13 protein-coding genes are annotated in these 15,730 nt (G+C 53.3%); 5 read left to right on the top strand and 8 right to left on the bottom strand.

Features of this window, described 5'->3' with window-relative positions; translation table 11 throughout:
• Nucleotides 1–2 precede the first annotated feature (2 nt).
• The 4 genes from F3F93_RS12725 to aroC are packed head-to-tail and all read left to right on the top strand — an operon-like array spanning nt 3 to nt 4,817.
• Nucleotides 3–1,019 carry a DUF58 domain-containing protein gene (locus F3F93_RS12725; protein ID WP_176957939.1) on the top strand — a complete coding sequence of 339 codons (1,017 nt, stop codon included), beginning with the start codon at nt 3–5 and terminating at the stop codon, nt 1,017–1,019.
• A complete protein-coding gene (locus tag F3F93_RS04290; protein ID WP_176957940.1) occupies nt 1,009–2,931 on the top strand; it encodes a DUF3488 and transglutaminase-like domain-containing protein in 1,923 nt (640 codons plus the stop codon). The genes F3F93_RS12725 and F3F93_RS04290 overlap by 11 nt, the downstream gene beginning before the upstream one ends.
• A 38-nt stretch (nt 2,932–2,969) precedes the next feature.
• Nucleotides 2,970–3,752: an SDR family oxidoreductase gene (locus tag F3F93_RS04295; RefSeq protein ID WP_176957941.1), complete on the top strand. Its 783-nt coding sequence runs from the start codon at nt 2,970–2,972 to the stop codon at nt 3,750–3,752.
• A 3-nt stretch (nt 3,753–3,755) separates the two neighbouring features.
• On the top strand, nt 3,756–4,817 hold the full coding sequence (aroC, locus tag F3F93_RS04300) for a chorismate synthase (protein ID WP_176957942.1): 1,062 nt from the start codon (nt 3,756–3,758) through the stop codon (nt 4,815–4,817).
• Between the two features lie 89 nt (nt 4,818–4,906).
• Here aroC and F3F93_RS04305 read toward each other — a convergent pair whose 3' ends face one another.
• The 7 genes from F3F93_RS04305 to F3F93_RS04335 form a co-directional block, all read right to left on the bottom strand.
• The gene (locus F3F93_RS04305) at nt 4,907–6,103 is read right to left on the bottom strand and encodes a VacJ family lipoprotein (RefSeq protein ID WP_176957943.1); all 1,197 of its coding nucleotides are present in this window, start codon (nt 6,101–6,103) and stop codon (nt 4,907–4,909) included.
• Between the two features lie 73 nt (nt 6,104–6,176).
• Entirely contained in the window at nt 6,177–7,214 is a 1,038-nt protein-coding gene (locus F3F93_RS04310; protein ID WP_176957944.1) for an NADP(H)-dependent aldo-keto reductase, read from the bottom strand.
• Nucleotide 7,215: 1 nt separating this feature from the next.
• Nucleotides 7,216–10,686 carry an ABC transporter substrate-binding protein gene (locus tag F3F93_RS04315; RefSeq protein ID WP_176957945.1) on the bottom strand — a complete coding sequence of 1,157 codons (3,471 nt, stop codon included), beginning with the start codon at nt 10,684–10,686 and terminating at the stop codon, nt 7,216–7,218.
• Nucleotides 10,687–10,691: 5 nt separating this feature from the next.
• Nucleotides 10,692–11,453, bottom strand: a complete 762-nt coding sequence (locus F3F93_RS04320; RefSeq protein ID WP_176957946.1) for an outer membrane protein OmpK — start codon at nt 11,451–11,453, stop codon at nt 10,692–10,694.
• A complete protein-coding gene (locus tag F3F93_RS04325) occupies nt 11,437–12,012 on the bottom strand; it encodes a nucleoside deaminase (protein ID WP_241696963.1) in 576 nt (191 codons plus the stop codon). The genes F3F93_RS04320 and F3F93_RS04325 overlap by 17 nt, the downstream gene beginning before the upstream one ends.
• Nucleotides 12,013–12,115: 103 nt before the next feature.
• The gene (locus F3F93_RS04330) at nt 12,116–12,592 is read right to left on the bottom strand and encodes an FKBP-type peptidyl-prolyl cis-trans isomerase (protein ID WP_176957948.1); all 477 of its coding nucleotides are present in this window, start codon (nt 12,590–12,592) and stop codon (nt 12,116–12,118) included.
• A gap of 35 nt (nt 12,593–12,627) precedes the next feature.
• Nucleotides 12,628–12,855, bottom strand: coding sequence for a zinc ribbon domain-containing protein (locus F3F93_RS04335; RefSeq protein WP_176957949.1), 228 nt, complete (start codon nt 12,853–12,855; stop codon nt 12,628–12,630).
• A gap of 118 nt (nt 12,856–12,973) precedes the next feature.
• On the opposite strand from F3F93_RS04335, the gene F3F93_RS04340 reads away from it, so the two are divergent.
• The gene (locus tag F3F93_RS04340) at nt 12,974–15,079 is read left to right on the top strand and encodes a PAS domain-containing sensor histidine kinase (RefSeq protein WP_241696964.1); all 2,106 of its coding nucleotides are present in this window, start codon (nt 12,974–12,976) and stop codon (nt 15,077–15,079) included.
• A gap of 13 nt (nt 15,080–15,092) precedes the next feature.
• Here F3F93_RS04340 and F3F93_RS04345 read toward each other — a convergent pair whose 3' ends face one another.
• Nucleotides 15,093–15,728, bottom strand: coding sequence for a CDGSH iron-sulfur domain-containing protein (locus F3F93_RS04345; RefSeq protein ID WP_176957950.1), 636 nt, complete (start codon nt 15,726–15,728; stop codon nt 15,093–15,095).
• Between the last annotated feature and the right edge of the window lie 2 nt (nt 15,729–15,730).

Genomic DNA, 15,730 nt, shown 5'->3' on the forward strand with positions numbered 1-15,730 from the left:
CCGTGGCATACGATCCTGCTGATCTGAAACTTCCCGGCTGGCTCTTACGCGTTCTGGATCTGCTGATTGCCATCCGCATTCCGCTTGGCCGGGGCTGGAGGCTGGGGTTTACGCGACCGGGTTTTGTCTTTTTCTCTGCACTGGTTGGACTCTGGGCGGCGGCACTCTATTCCGGTAACAATCTGCTCTATCTCAGTGGTGCGATGATCACGGCGATAAGTGTGGCCGCTCTTTTGCAAACGCGACATATATTAAAATCTTTTCCCGATCCGGCGTCCATGCTGCCGCAGTTGCAGCAAGGTGATGTGACGATTGTGCGCAGAGAGGGAGAGCTTCTTTTTCCGGCTGCAGCAGTTGTCGCCATCCAGTGGTGCTATGATGACGGGGATTTTTCTCTGCTTGGCCGCTGTGAGGCCGGGCGGCTCTCTCTACAGGGGCGAATACAGGCGCAACGGCGGGGCCTCTACCGCTGCAATTCGCTTAGGCTGAGCAGTGCTGCACCGCTGGGGCTGTTTCTGCTTGAGTTACAGCGCGGTGATAGTGGAGAGATCGTGGTGATGCCTGAACCTGTCAGTTGGCAGGCTGAAGGCCTGAATGCCAGCGCCGCTTCAAATGAACTGCGTTTTGGTGGTGATGAGTGGCACGATCTGCGTCTCTATACGCCGGGTGATGCTTTGTCGCAGGTGCACTGGCGTAAGGCATCGGGAGAGCTCTCTGACTGGCGGGTGAAGCGTTTTGCTTTTGATGCTGCGCAGAGGCCAGAATCAGTATTGCGCGTTGATCTGCGTATGCCGGCTCATGCAGAGGCTGCAGCCTTTGAACGTCTGCTCGGGCGGGTCTGGTTCTGGGTGTTGGAGCAGCGTGGAGATAGCACTTTGTTTCTGGGGCAGGAGCAGTTTGCAGTGACAGCGTCGATGCAATCAGGCGCTCTGCAGCGGGCTATTGCCGCTGCTGTACCTGAAACATCTCCGGCAGCCGGTGATGGCGGATTGCTGCTGGCGGTCAGTGATGAGCGCTGATCTGCGCCACGATGCTGCGCTGCTGCGTGCCGAGCGACTGACGCTGGCTGTGCTGTTGTGTGGCGTTGCTGCCCTTGCACTCTCTGATTTCGTGTCCCCCTTCTACTGGCTGCTTTCTGCGGTGGCTGCAACCCTGCGCCTGTGGCGAGGGCCATCGCTGCATCTGAGCGAGATGCAGGCGAGTATCGTCGGCTGGTTGGGTTTCGGCTGGGTTATTCTTGAACTTGTTTTCGGTCGGGAGTTGATTGTCGCGTTTACCGACTTTCTGCTGATTCTCTCCTTTGCCATTGTTGTTGAAGCGGCCACGCCGCGTAATCATCTGCACCGCATGCTGGTGGGGCTGTTTCTGGTGCTGGCTGCGGCCGTACTGACCGACTCTGTTCTGTATGTGGTTCCGTTACTGTTGATGATGTGGTTCCTGTGGCGGGCAGCGGCCTGTCTCTACAGTATCAACTGGCCGGGAGGTGATCTGCCTGCAGTGCCGGTGCGCAAGGAGGGGGGATGGATGCTGCTGATGGTGGCAATCACAGCACTGCTGTTTGTAGCACTGCCGCGCTTTGAATTTCACTCGCTGCTCAAGGGTACCCAGCCGCGCCTGCAGACCAGTGGTTTCTCCGACCTGGTACAGCTGGGGGATTTTGCCCGCACACTCGATAGCAGGGTTGTCATGCGGGTGGAGCCGTTGGATGACTCAGCAGATGGCATCAAACAATTTCGCAGATGGGCGGTGGGTCGCTACTGGCGCGGTGCTGTGCTCTCCCGTTTTACCGGCCATGGCTGGCAGAAGGTCGCTGGTCGCCACCAGTTTCAAATTGCTGCAGGTAAAGATCTGGTGGTTGCGGATGGCAACAAGCTGTCACTGGCATTGTATCGCGAAGCCAGTGATCACGCCTATATCCAGCTGCCCGAAGGTTTGTTGCGGATAAAAGATATTCCCGAGGCGATTCACTTTGACGGGGCGGCAGCGGCTCAGTTTGCCCGTGCGCCATCCCGGCGACTGCGATTACTGATGGATGTGGCGATGGCTGCAGAGCTTAAGGGGACGGGGAGACCCCAGCACCGGGAGCGCGAGCGGGATAAAATCCCGGATGAGTTGCGTCGCTGGTTGCAGCCTTTTGTCGCCAGTGGGGAAGCCCCCGAGGTGCTGCTAGAGCGCATCGCCAGTGAGTTGCGAGGCTGGGAGTATGATCTCAATGCAGCCATCGATGCAGAGCGGCCTATAACCTCGTTTCTAAGGCTTAAGTCAGGACACTGTGAGCTCTATGCCACCACAATGGCACTGGCAGCACGGCAGCTCGGTTTTGCCTCTCGCGTGGTGAATGGATATCTGGGTGGCGACTGGAATGAGGTGGGGAACTTTTTACAGATCAGGGCATTGCATGCCCATAGCTGGAGTGAGGTGTGGTTGGCAGGTTCCTGGCAGCGGATTGATGCAACGCCATCACTGCGTGACGGTCTGCTGGATCTTCAGTTTCCAACCCTCGATCAGCTCTGGGAGTCAGCCAGGCTCGGCTGGTACCGTTATGTGCTTGAGTTTCAGAACTCCGATCGCTTAAATTTTCTTACATCGCTCTGGCAGAGTGTAAGGCTCTACAGCAACTGGCTGCTTGCAGCAGCACTGACCATCGGAGTGATGCTGTTATTGGGTCGCTCTGTAGCGCAGCTGCGCTTGCGACTGCGCAGGCCACAACGCGAACAGTTGTGCTCTGAGCTTGATCGCTGGTTGCGCCGCCGTGGCGTGGTCCGTCAGCCATATCAGCCTCTGCGACATGCTGATTTGCCCGAAGGTGTTGCCCCTGAGCAGTGGAACGGTTTTGTGCAGCAGTGGGAAACCGCCTGTTATGGCAGTGGACGGTTATGGAAAAAACATGATCTGCAACGCCATTTGCGTGCGCTTTTGAAAAGCTACTGATACTATTTCGGCCAAAGAACTGTGAGAGGTAGTTGTTCGTGGGAATTCTTGAAGGTAAAAAAGGTCTTATTCTTGGTGTGGCCAATAACAAATCCATCGCATGGGGGGTTGCGCAGGCAGCCAAGCGCGAAGGTGCGACATTGGGCTTTAACTATCTTGGTGAACAGATGGAGAAACGGGTTCGTCCACTGGCGGAGAGCCTTGGTGCTGAGATTATCGCGCCAATGAACGTTTCTGAGGAAGAGAGCATCGACGCCTTTTTTGCGCAGGTGAAAGAGCAGTGGGGTGAAATCGATTTCATTGTTCATTCAATTGCATACGCCAACAAAGACGCTCTGCAGAATCGTTTTTCAACCACAACACGTGAAGATTTTCAGCTGGCGCTTGATGTCTCAGCCTACTCCTTTATTGCCTGTGCCCAGCGTGCAGCACCTTTGATGAAAGAGGGTGGCAGCATGGTGACGATGAGCTACCTGGGCGCTGAACGTGCTGTGCCTGGATATGGAGTGATGGGTGTGGCCAAGGCTGCACTGGAGGCTTCAACACGTTATCTGGCTCAGGATCTCGGTGTTGATGGCATTCGTGTTAACGCTGTATCCGCAGGCCCTATCCGTACGCTGGCAGCATCAGCAGTTGGCGATTTCCGTAAACTGATGGAGAAGAGTGCGCGTGGTGCCATGCTCAAGCGTAATGTGACCCAGGATGAGGTGGGTAATACCACAGTCTACCTGCTCTCTGATCTGGCTTCCGGTGTCACCGGTGAGCTGCACTATGTTGACGCCGGTTTCCATATCGGCGCTGGTGATACGGGCGCGGAATAAGCGGTGTCAGGCTCTTCTACCGGTCAGATCTTCCGGGTTACCACTGCAGGCGAATCACACGGGGCGGCACTGGTTGCCATCGTTGAGGGGTGCCCTGCAGGCATCAAGCTTTCAGAGGCTGATATCCAGCCTGATCTTGATCGCCGTAAACCCGGCCAGTCCAAATATACCACCCAGCGCCGCGAGGCGGATGAGGTGGAGATTCTCTCCGGTGTTTTTGAAGGCATAACCACGGGTTGTCCGATCGGGCTGCTGATCCGTAATACCGATCAGCGCAGCAAGGATTACTCCGATATCATGGATAAGTTCCGTCCGGGCCATGCTGATTTCACCTACTTTGAGAAGTATGGTCGCCGTGACTATCGCGGCGGTGGTCGCTCATCTGCGCGTGAGACAGCTGTACGTGTGGCGGCAGGCGCGGTGGCCAAACAGCTCCTGAAACAGTCAGGGATTTCAGTGTTGGGCTGGGTTGATCAGATCGGCCCGGTGAGAGCCGATGCTGCCAATTTTGATGCTGAAGAGATCGGCAATAATCCATTCTTCTGTCCTGATGCCGTTGCGGCAGAGCAGATGGCCACATTTATGGACGCATTGCGCAAAACGGGCGACTCTATTGGCGCCGGTGTTAGCGTTGAAGCACGTGGCATGATTCCGGGGCTTGGTGAGCCTGTGTTTGACCGGCTCGACGCTGATATTGCCAAGGCGCTGATGAATATCCCGGCGGTGAAAGCGGTAGAGATTGGCGATGGTATGCGCTGTATTGAGGCCAGAGGTTCTGAGTTTGGTGATGCGATTCGTGCCAGCGGTTTCCAGAGTAATCATGCCGGTGGCATTCTCGGTGGCATCTCCAATGGAGATACGATCCGTGCCCGTATGGCACTGAAGCCGACCTCATCCATTCTCACATCCCGACCCACGATCGATATTCATGGCAATGAGACTGATATTGTTACCAAGGGTCGTCATGATCCATGCGTGGGCATTCGCGCCGTACCGATTGCCGAAGCGATGCTGGCACTGGTGCTGGCTGATCATCTGCTGCGCCATCGCGCCAGCAGGATATAAACGCAACCACTTTATTTAAGTTCACTGTAGATTAAAGGGAGCACGCTTTTTGACTGCCCCGCTGGCAGAGACTACTGCTGATTTCTTTTTTATTTAGAAGGGGCCGGTTCCAGCCAGGCACTTGCAAGGCCCGGATGCTGTTTGATCTCTTTAAGTTTTACTCTGGCATCATTGATGTTGAAATTCGCGCTGCTGACCAGCCGGAACCAGACTCTGCCATTGACATCCACACGGTTGATGCGGGACTCGATACCCTCTCGGGCCAGTCGTCCCTGCTCTGCTGCTGCTCCCACCTCAGACTCAAATGAGATGAGGTTAATCATAAACATCTGATCCGCTGTTGCTGTTGCCGCCACTTTTTCAGCCCGGGCTGCTGCTTCAACTTCCACAGCCATCAGATCAGAGGTCTCTGCTTTGGCGTGCATGGCAGATGCATCGGTAGAGGCACCCTGCATGCTGATGCGGGTTTTCGGTTCAGCAGCGACAGGGGCAGTGTCGAACTCATCCTCTTGCCAGTCGCCATCACCGCCTTTTTGATCATTGCTGCCCCACTCATCCTCTTCCCAGTGCTCATCATCGCTCTGCTGAGGCTTGGGTGGATTACCATCGTGGATGTTGTATTCACGATTCTGTCGCCACGCTTCACGTGTGAAGACATAGGGATCCAGCGCCAACTCATCGCGCATATCCGAGGCATCAAGCAGCTGTGCCCGTTTGTCCACATACTTAAGCACTGTCAATGGAATGGTCACCACAGGAGCTACCACGAGGGATGCCCAGAAGAGTGGATCGGTTGCTGTTGCGGTGATGAAGTCGGGCGCATCTCGGACAGAGTTCGGGCCGAGCAGTGGAATAACCAGATAGGCGCCCTTATCAACGCCCCAGACAGCAAGCGTCTGCCCGAAATCCTCTTCATGCCGCACCAGCCCCATCGGTGTGGCGACATCGACCAGGCCACCAATGCCAAGCGATGTGTTGATCAGGAATCGAAACAGATCCTGAAAACCCTGTCCGCCTTTACCCTGCAGGAAATCATTGAGCACGGTGTTGAGGTAGGTGGCATTGTCATAAAAATTGGATACAGCCGTACGCATCGGTTTTGGTACCACTGCGGTATATCCCTGAGCGACAGGTTTGAGTGTTACCCGGTCAATGCCATCATTGACCTTGTCGGTGACGCGGTTGACCGGCTGAATCGGATCGTAGTTGTTCTGTGCCGTAGCACATGCAGAGAGCAGGGCTGCCAGCAACAGGGCCAGGATAAGGTTGATGGGACGACGATTCATTGCCGCCAATTATGCCCGCTGTTGTAGCAAATGCACGAAAATGGAGATGGCTTTGTGTCGCTCTGCCTGAGGATCATGGGCAGGGGTTAGGGTATTGCCGGAATACCGATTCAATATCGGCACAACACTCATCTGAAAGCGTAACCTCATGGCTGGCAATATTATCAATCAATTGCGCCATCGTGGTGGCTCCAATGATAGTAGAACTTACAAACGGTTGTTGCCGGATAAATGCCAGAGCCATCTGAGCCGGATTCAGATCATGTTTGCGGGCAACCTCAACATAGGCTGCCGTAGCCAGTTTGCCGTAGAGATTGGAGTAGCGGGTGTAGTGGCCGAACATGCTCAGTCGTCCCGTTGTCGGAGGATCGTTGTTCAGATATTTTCCGGAGAGCACGCCAAAGGCCAGCGGAGAGTAGGCCAGCAGCCCCACCTCTTCACGGCAGGCGATTTCGGCCAGACCGACCTCAAAGGAGCGATTGAGCAGGTTGTAGGGATTTTGAATCGAAACGATACGTGATAACCCCATCAACTCAGCGCAGCGAAGGTATTGCATGGCTCCCCACGGTGTCTCGTTGGAAATACCGATGTGGCGCACCTTGCCAGCCTCTACCAGCCCGGAGAGCGCCTCCAGTGTCTCTGCTATGGCAGTGAAGGACTCCTCCTCATGCTGGTAGTTGAGTTTGCCGAAGTAGTTGGTGCTGCGTTCCGGCCAGTGGGTCTGGTAGAGATCGATATAGTCTGTTTGCAGCCGTTGCAGAGAAGCGTCGCAGGCAGCGATAATGTTGCTTTTGTCGAGTCTGGCTTTGCCCTCCCGAATATGAGGACACCAGGCGGTCGGGCCACACACCTTGGAGGCAAGAACCACCTCGCTACGCCGCCCTGTTTTTTTGAACCATGCGCCGATGATTGCCTCTGTAGCGCCATAGGTCTCTGCTCTGGGGGGGATGGCATAGAGCTCGGCGGTATCGAAAAAATTGATATCGTGCTCACGGGCATAGTCCATCTGTGCGAAAGCTTCTTCCCGACTGTTCTGTTCACCCCAGGTCATGGTGCCCAGTGCGATCTGGCTGATATGGATATCGCTTTGGCCGAGTCGCTTCTTCTGCATCTTACTTTTTAATCTCCAGCATTCTGCTCAAGGTCTGTTCCAGCAGTTCAACGGAGAAGGGTTTGTTGAGAATCGCATAACCGTGCAGCCCGCTTTCAATTTCAATCTCCTGCTTCTTATCATAACCGGTGGCGAAGATGATGGGGGTCTCCGGATCGCTTTGACGGATCGCTTTGGCCAGTTCCAGACCACCCATTTTTGGCATCACGACATCCGTGAGAATAAGGTCGATAGCATCCGGGTTGCTTCGGTAGAGCTCCAGTGCCTGCTCACCATTTTCAGCTGTTAACACGTTGTAGCCAAGGCTCTCAATAACTTCACCGATAATGGTCAGTACATCGCTCTCATCATCAACAAGCAGGATCGTCTCTCCATCGGAGCCTTTCGAGACTGTTGTGGTTGTCAGGGCCGGTGTCTCATCAATGCTGATGAGCGGCAGATAGATATGGAATGTACAGCCTCTGCCAACCTCGCTGCTGACATCAATAATGCCGTCATGGGACTGGATTGAACCGAAGACCATCGACAGCCCCAGACCGGTACCCTTGCCGACCGATTTGGTCGTGAAGAAGGGTTCAAAAATGGCATGGATACTCTCTTCGGGGATGCCGTGGCCGTTGTCCGATACAGAGATATGGGCATATGGGGTCTCTCTGGCCGATTCATGCCCGGCAAGGAAATCGGTGTCAGGCCGGTATTCGCTTAATTGAATGGCAATCGAGGGGTGACTTTCCCCCTCCACGGCATCACGCGCGTTGGTCATCAGATTCAGCAGCACCTGCTGAAGCTGGGTGATATCTGCTGATACCTTCATGTTTGTGTTTGTGTCGATATCCAGGGTCAGATCAACATCCTCAGGGATGGTGACTTTATGCAGGCTAAATGTCTCTTTCAGAAAGGGTGTGAGCAGTACCGTGCGTTTCTCAACAATACCTTTTTTCGCAAAGGTGAGCAGTTGTTTGATCATCTCTGCGGCTCTTCCGATCAACTTCTGGGTGTTATCGAGTTTCTCGCTGACGTTGGGTTGATCCGCGACATATTTTTTGGCCAGATAGATGTTGCCGGTAATGCCTGCCAGCATGTTGTTGAAATCATGGGCAATGCCACCGACGAGCGTGCCGATCGCCTCCATCTTCTGAGCCTGATAAAACTGCGCTTCCAGCTCCTGAATATGTGAAATATCTTCATGTACACCGACATAGTGGGTGATGGTTCCCTCTTCATCGCGAATCGGGGAGAGGGTAAGCATGGCCGGATAGGTGGTACCATCCTTCTTCTTCTCGGTGATTTTACCCTGCCAGGCATCGCCGCGCTGAATGATTTTGCGAATTTCAATGGCCAGGGCTTTATACTCATCAGAGCGGAACAGCTCCGGAGTCTGGCCCATCGCCTCTTCGCTGCTGAAGCCGGTGATGCGGGTAAAGGCTGGATTTACATACTCTATTTCACCCTTGTTGTTGGTGATGGTGACCACCTCACTGGCCTGTTCAATGGCGCTGGAGAGTTTTCTCATCTTCTCCATATAGAGGTTTCTCTCGATAGCGATGGCAGCCAGACGAGCGGCATTGGCGATATCGGATATCTCCTCCGCATCAGGCAGACGCGGATGATCGTAGTACATGGCAAAGGTGCCGAGAACCTCACCATCTGAGCTGAATATCGGCTCAGACCAGCAGGCCCTTAGATTAAAGCCGATCGTGAATTCGGCATAATCGGCCCAGAGCGGGTCGTGTTCAATATCTTCAACAATCACCCGTTTTTTATGGAAGGCTGCGGTGCCGCAAGAACCGACTGAAGGGCCGATCTCAAGGCCATCAATGGCGGCATTGTAGGCATCGGGAAGGCTGGCAACGAAGCCGGCTCTGAGACGGTTCTCTTTGATCAGAAGGATTGAGGCGCGCATACCCGGATAACGCTGCTCATAGATGCTGATGATGCGGGAGAATATCTCTTCCAGAGTCCGGTTGCCTGCCACCATCTCAAGAATGGCTGCAGTAGAGAGTTGCAGCTCTTCGGAGCGCTTGCGGTTTGAGATGTCAAAAATACAGCCGTCAATCCATGCCGCATGATCACCCTTATCATGGCCAGGTTGCCCTGATTCAACGACCCATCGCTCCACGCCATCAGCATCGATGATGCGGTATTCTAGGGTATAGGGTGTTCCATTTTTCAGCGCTTTTCGGATGGTGGTGGTCACCAGCTCTTTCTCATCGCTATGGATAAGCGCGCGGTAAGAGCGGTTGTGGTTATGAATAAAGTCAGATGCCGGGTAACCGGTGATGGCTTGGACCTCTCCGCTGATAAAATCCATGCTGCACGCATCTTCCGGCATGCAGCGGAACACGGCACCGGGAATATTTCCCACCAGTGATCTGAAGCGTGCTTCACTAGCCTCCAGCTTTTCGGTTCGGTTGTGCACCATGCGTCGCAGCAGTGTTGATTGCAGTGCGAAGATCAGCAGTAGAATGATCAGGCTGCCGACAAGTAGTTGCCACTGATACTGCTTGAGGAAGTCTGAGAATGTCGGCTCTCGGGTATAGACGAGTTCACTGGCGGAGCTGCGTTGAGAGATGAGCCCTAACATGGCATAGGTGTCGATAATTCTCTGCCAGCGGGAAGGGCTCATATAACCGATCTGTACGACATCCTTGAGGACCATCTCACTGGTTTTTTCGGCTTCAAAATAGAGCTGGCCGGGAGAGAGGTTCTGCGTGTTGTATCTGGCCTGAATCAGTTCAATGGTCTCATCAATATGTTCCAGTGCATAACTCCAGCCTTTCAGGCTGGCCTGAACAAATGCAGCCGTTCGTTCCGGATGTTTCTTAATCTCCTCTTCCGAGGTGAAAAGAACATCACCGTAAAAATCGATGCCGTATTCAATCGGATGCAGGGTGCGAAAGGATACGCCAAGCTCTTGCAGTTGATGGGGTTGATCGGTGATATAGATGCTGAACGCATCGGTATTGCCATCAATAAGGTCATGGATGTTAAAGCTGCTATCCTGTCTGGTGAAATCGTTCCCTGACAGTTTTGCCTTGTTCAGGGCAGCCAGAATCACGGCATCCATATGGCCTGACTGCATCATGATCCGTTTGCCGCGTAGCTCCTCAAAGGTCCTGATACCTGAATCTTCCCGCACAGCCAGAGCCAGTGGTGAGTGTTGAAAGATTGCAGCCAGAGCTTTCACCGGTTTTTGGTTGGAGCGGGCTAGCACAATGCCGGTATCGGTAAGCCCGTAATGACCGGGAGCAGTCAGTACATGGTCTATCGGATTCTTGCCGGGGCCACCTTCGATCAGTGTGACATCCAGCCCTGCCTCACTGTAAAAACCTTTCTCTTTGGCGATGTAGAAACCGGCAAACTGGAATGCGTGTTTCCACTTCAGTTGCAGGCTGATGGCTTCCTCTGCATAGCTGGAGATCGGCAGCAGAAGGAGGCTGCACAGCAGGAGCAGGGTATGACGCATTGGCATGGTTGTTACCATACCCATTTAATCATGCCTTGTAACACACTGCTGTTGAGATAACGGTTGCGGTGGTAGTACCACTCCAGCCCAATGAGCAGGTTATCAAAGCCCAGATCAGCCGCTTTGCCCGGATTAAAGAGCAGTTGCGGCTGGCTGTGGATCTCCATGCCGTTGCTATCTGTGCCGTAGAGATCAATAAACCCTTCAAACGAGAGCCATGGGCCCAGTGGCACCATCCAGACAGTGGTACTCTGCCAGGTCATTTTGTTGAGGTTATCCTTACGCAGGTAGCCGTTGATGCTGAGCAGGTTAAAACCGGGAATGGTCAGATCAATGCCGATACCACCCATGTCAGCCCGGAATCCTTCACCATCCCGGTTGATCTGTGCGGCAATGAAAACGTCTTTGAGTATACCGATGCCGAGATTGTTGCCGTTGAGTGCCGATAGACTGATGCGCGGTGCCCACTCACTGTAGATGCGTGAACGGTTTGCGGTCGGATTACCCGCGAAGTCGAGAAAGTCGCCTGATTTCAGATCGATAAAGAAGTAGTGGTCGCCGTAGCTCCAGATGCCGAAATGTTCCAGCGTGAGGATGGTCATTTTACCATCGGCGGTATTGTTGCCGTAGTAGTTGTCGTGAAAGTTGCTGCCGTAGAGCAGTTGCAGGTTGGTGGTTGAGAAACTCTCGCAGTGTCCTGCGGCAGGTATGCAGATTGCTGCCGAAAAGCAGCATATTAGCGCTCTGACTATCTGCTTAAGCCCGGCGGCCATTGTAGATCGCTCCACTATTTATGGCATACGCCTTTAGCACCGCCGCAGCCTCATCTCTGCAGATGTCCGTCTCTACGCTAATGCCGCGCTCCTCCAGTGCCTCTTTCCAGTTCGCCATTTTCGGTCCCTCATCAAAACCGATGGCTCGGGCATCCTCATCACGTGCGCCACAGCTCAGGTGGCGGATGCCGGACCAGGGCAGGGCACCGAAACACATTGCACACGGTTCAGTGCTGGTGACCAGTTCGTAGCGGTGGGACTTTGTTGCGCCCAGATCGAAGGTTGCCAGTTTTTTCTGGGCAATGCTGATGGCGACCATCTCTGCATGGGCCATCGAACAGCTGGATGGAAAAACCAGATTTACACCGGCTGAGAGCAGGGTGTGCTTCTCCATATCAAAGATGGCTGCGCCAAACGGGCCGCCTGTTTTGAGTTCAATATTTTGACGGGCGAGATCGATAGCCAGCTGCATACGACTCTCCGGCTCTACATATACTGCCCTGTTGTCGGCCATGAAATCGGAGAGCCAGGCGGGTAGCTCGATAGCGATCGTTGTCATGGGTGAACTCATAACAGTGAAGCAGCAAGATCAGTACCAATAAGCTCAAAAGAGCAGCAGCCTGTGCAGCTGCGCTGATCTGTGTTTGATAGTGCTGCTTTAATCAGTGCACCAGCAGTAGTTCGACTTCAAAGATGAGCGTCTCTTTCGGGCCGATAGCATCACCTGCGCCACGGGCGCCGTAAGCGATATTTTCAGGGATAAAGAGCTGCCATTTTGCCCCCTGTTTCATCAACTGTAGCGCCTCTGTCCAGCCCGGAATAACGCGGTTGGTCTGGAAGATCATCGGTTTGCCGCGAGCATAAGAGCTATCGAATTCGCGCCCCTCAATGGTGGTGCCGCGATAGTGTACGGTGACATGATCTTTCAGTGCAGGGGATTTCCCCGTTCCTGCCGTGAGTATTTTATACTGCAGGCCACTGGCCAGTGTGATGACGCCATCCTGTGTCGCATTGTGCTGTAAGAAAGCAGTGCCCTTTGCGGCATTCTCTGCAGCCAGCTGATGATTGTACGGTTTGGGTGGCTCCGAAGAGCAGCCGATCAGAAGCAGGGTGAGTAACAGTGCGAACAGTTTTTTCATGGTCAGAGCCTTTTCAAACGATTTTTGTTTAGTTCTCAGTTCAGTCCCGGGCAACAGCCGCCAGCGCCACAGGCTGGTGCCGGAGAGCAGGGGGCAGTGCCACAGGCTGTATCCGGTGAGCCGGAGGTGATGGCGTGGGCAGAGATCAGTTTTTTAATGTTGCTGCTATTGCAGAATTTACATTCAACTGTTTCAGAGCTGTTGCGCACCAGTGTCTCAAACTTCTGCTGGCAATCGCTGCATCGAAATTCATAAATGGGCATAAGCTCTCCTTGCCTCAACCCTACATGTTTGAACAGGCCACTGAAAAGGATGTTTTTCTGTTCTGTGAGCAGGTCTCTTCACCTTGCCTAAGCCAAGAATCGGGTCTATAAAGCATGCATGAGTTCTGTCACGGAGAGAGGGTTTGCGTCGATGTTCGATGACAGACGTAACGTTTTGGCATGGGTGCATCTGGTTTCTGCACTGGTTCTGCTGCTTTTTATCGGCGTACACTATCTCGAACAGTGCTGTTTTGAAGTCTCTGCTATCGAGGCCTTCCTGGTATTCCTGGCGCTGTTTAACTGGTTCCAGATTCGTAGAGGTGTAGCGCTTTCTGTTATAGAATATATTCTGATGCTGGGAAATTTCCTGCTTTTCTCAGCGCTGTTTGTTTTTGAGAGTCTTGATGGTACCGGTATCTACTGGGTTGCCGGATATCCGTTTATTGCCTACTTTATCCATTCGGCCAACAGAGCCAAGTACTGGTGTTTTATATACATTCTGGGGCTGCTGCTCGGTGCGCTGTTGAGCACCTTAGCGATGTATACGCTGCCATATTCAGAGACTCAGATTTATTGTCTGGCTGCTGTGGTCTTCTCATTTTCGGTGTTGGCACATCTCTATAAATCGCAGATCGAATTTCAACAGCAGAAGCTGGCTGAGAGTAACAGGCTGCTGGAAGATCAGCAGAATCGGCTGCAGGTGATTCTCGATCACTCTCCGGTCGGTATCTGGATGGTGGATCATCACCGCCGCATTCAGTTTTTGAACAGAGTCTGGGCTCAGTGGTTCGGCGTTACAGAGCAGCAGGCCAGAGAGGCGGCAGATTACACCACGTTGTTAACGGCGGAACTTGGAGCGAAATCACTGGAGAGCGACAGTGCCTGCCTTGCATCGGATGGGCCTTACCTGTTCAGGGAAGAGATAGCTTGTGTTGATGGCCAGATCAGGAGCTTTGATATCATCAAGGTGAAAGTGGTTGACCGTGGTGGAGAGGTTCTGGGGCTTGTCGGTTTTGCTATTGATATCAGTGATAAGCTGAAATCTGAAGAGGAGCAGCGGGAGCTGGAGCGGCAGGTTCAACACTCACAGCGACTGGAGTCGCTCGGCATTATGGCCGGTGGTGTGGCCCACGATTTTAATAATCTCCTCACAGCCATTCAGGGCAGTATCGAGTTGGCGAAAATGGAGGGGGAACTTTCCGAATCGATGCAGGAGTCTCTCTCATGTATTGATACTGCAGCACATGCGGCAACAGAGCTGTGCCGGCAGATGTTGGCCTATTCCGGTAAAGGCTTGATGAAAATCGAACCATTTAATCTTCTTGATCTGGTCAATGGTATGCAATCCCTGCTTGATGTGTCGGTTGGTAAACATATTAAGCTGATCAGAAGCACAGATGATCACGCTTATATGATTCGCGGCGATAAGGGGCAGATCAGCCAGGTGCTGTTAAATCTGATGATCAATGCGGCTGAATCAATCGATGATGATAAGCAGGGTGAGATTGCACTCTCGCTGACCTGTCATGATCTGAAAGCTGTAAAACAGGATCTGGTATCCGGGGTGGAGCTGCAGCCGGGCTGTTATGTGGTGGCGGCTGTGGAGGATAATGGCTGCGGTATGGAGCCGGAGGTGATTGAACATATGTTCGATCCGTTTTTTACAACCAAGTTTACAGGTCGAGGTCTGGGTTTGAGTGCCATTCTGGGTATTTTGCGTGCTCACTCTGCAGGTCTGAATGTGAATAGTATTCCGGGAAAAGGCACCTCGATTGCCGTCTGGCTGCCATGTGATTGTGGTCAGCGTGAGATGCTTGAATCTGATTCAGTGGCAGAGATTCAACCAGCAAAAGCGGGCAGGGTTCTGGTTGTCGATGATGAAAAGTCGGTAGCCACCGTAGCTAAAAGGATGCTTGAGAAGCTTGATCATAGCGTGGTGGTGGCCAGTAACGGTATGCAGGCGGTTGAAATTTTCTCCGTGGATAGAGGTTTTGACTGGGTGCTGCTGGATGTGACCATGCCGGAGATGGATGGGGTGGAGTGCCTGCATGCACTGCGCGAGATTGATCCTGCGATCTATGTCACGATGTCTTCCGGTTATGATGCCGATAGCGCATTAAAGCTCTCTGATGCATGCCAGCCGGATGACTTTCTAAGCAAACCCTACACCTTTGCTGCACTGCGTAAGGTGGTAGAGAGAGCCTCACAGCGCACCTCTTCCTGATCGCCCGAGGTTTCTATTCGCTGCTGAATCCGGCTGCGGCATGGCTGCCATCACAATAGGGTTTACTCTTTGATACGCCACATCTGCACAGCGCACTTTTGGCACATCTCCTCGCCGCTTTGCCATCAGCATCACATATGCTGTGCGGGCCAATCAGATAAAGCGGCCCATCTTTCAGGGTTTTGATATCCAGACTGCCAGATTGCGGTTTTTCATCCGGATTAAACGGCTGCACAGCACCGGCATCGGAAAATCCAGCCTCAGAATGGGAGCCATCACACCACGGTTTGTTTTTTGAAGCGCCGCATCTGCAGAGGGTGGCGCGTGGTGACGGCTGCGCCTGGCCATTGATGCTGAAATCACCATGCATGATGAGTGGCCCGTCTGTTTCAACGCGCACACTGGTTGCTGCAGGCGCTGTTTCACTCTCGCTATCTCTCCTTGCATAACTAAGCGCACCGGAAGGGCAGGTTTCAATCAGTTTTGCCAGGGTTTCGCTATCGGAGGCATCCGGGTTGATCCAGGGGCCTTCTACATTTGCTCTGAAAACATCAGGCAGGCCATGTACGCATTTACCTGCATGGATGCAGCGCTCTGCATGGAAGAAAACGGTGATCTCTTTGCCTTCATAGGTTTGAACGTTGCTCATGG

Origin of the sequence: Mariprofundus sp. KV, from assembly GCF_013387475.1 — a bacterium.
In the GTDB taxonomy this organism is placed as follows: Bacteria; Pseudomonadota; Zetaproteobacteria; order Mariprofundales; family Mariprofundaceae; genus Mariprofundus.